Here is a 1116-nt window from a genome sequence, read left to right on the forward strand (position 1 = left end):
AAACGTTACCGGGAAAGGCTCACTGTCCGCTCCCACAACGGAGCCGGATCCCGGGCCTCCAACGCCCGCTGGCCGAGGTCGGCCACCACCGCCTGCTCGGCCGACCGGGCCTGCAGGCTCGCCAGCGCCTGCTGCCGTTCGGTGATGTCGGTGGCCACCGCGGCGACGGAACCCACGTCACTGCCGTTGCCCGGGATCGGCACGAGATGCATGTCGAGGCAACGGCCGAACACCTCCACGTTCTCATGAATCCGCTCCCCGGTAATGGCTCGTCGCATGAGCGAGACCGCCTGGGGCAGATCGGCGAAGGTCGCGAAGACGGATGACTCCCGAGCCTCCCCCAGCCCCGCGGCGGCCTGCGGGTCCGCTGTCCCCTCGCTCACCAGCACCCGTCCGGTCCTGTCCACCAGGAACATCGACACCGGGGTGTTCTCCACCACCAGCCGCAGCCGGTCCTGCGCCGCGATCTCCTCGGACACGTCCTGGAAGTGGGAAAGAAAGTACTGCTCACCGTCCGGATCGGCCAGCAGGGCGATGGTGGCGAGGGCGTGCACGATGGTGCCGTCCGGGCGCAGCAGGCGAGTGAGCATCCGCGCCCGGCGCTGGCCCGCCGCGACGCGCAGCCGGGCCTGGGCTTTCCAGCGTTCCCCGTCGTCCCCGACGGCGACATCGTCCCAGGCCAGGCCGATGACCTCGGCCTCCGAGCGGCCGAGCAGGGCGCAGGCAGCCGGGTTGGCGCGCCGGACGCGATGATCCCGGGCGCCCGTCTCGATGACGGCGATGTCCAGCACCTCGAAGGGGTCCGGGCGTTCTCCCTGCGTCACATCTGCTCACCCACTCAGCCGGCTTCCTAGCGGTGGCCGTACACCCGAAGGTACCTCCAGTGAGCAACTGGATACAATCTGTATCTGGCATCTCCGAGTTCGATGGCGTCGGGTGGTGGTACCGAGCGAAGATCCCCAGATACGGCCACAGGTCCGCTGGGACCGTGACCATCTGGTGCCGCGACGCCCATGATGACCTTCGTACCTGCCGCGATGATGTTGGGAGACCAGGTTGCCTAACCACAGTGAGCCTTTCCCGGTAACGTTTTGTCGCTTTGCGTGACATCAATGT

The 1116-nt window shown here is 67.7% G+C and carries 1 protein-coding gene; it reads right to left on the reverse strand.

Translation table 11 applies throughout. From position 1 onward, the window contains the following. Positions 1 to 5: 5 nt before the first annotated feature. Complete coding sequence (locus G6R25_RS24165; RefSeq protein ID WP_163554675.1) at positions 6 to 824, reverse strand: PAS domain-containing protein; 819 nt, start codon at positions 822 to 824, stop codon at positions 6 to 8. Positions 825 to 1116 lie beyond the last annotated feature (292 nt).

The organism is Candidatus Frankia alpina (assembly GCF_902806485.1).
GTDB classification, from domain to species: domain Bacteria; phylum Actinomycetota; class Actinomycetes; order Frankiales; family Frankiaceae; genus Frankia; species Frankia alpina.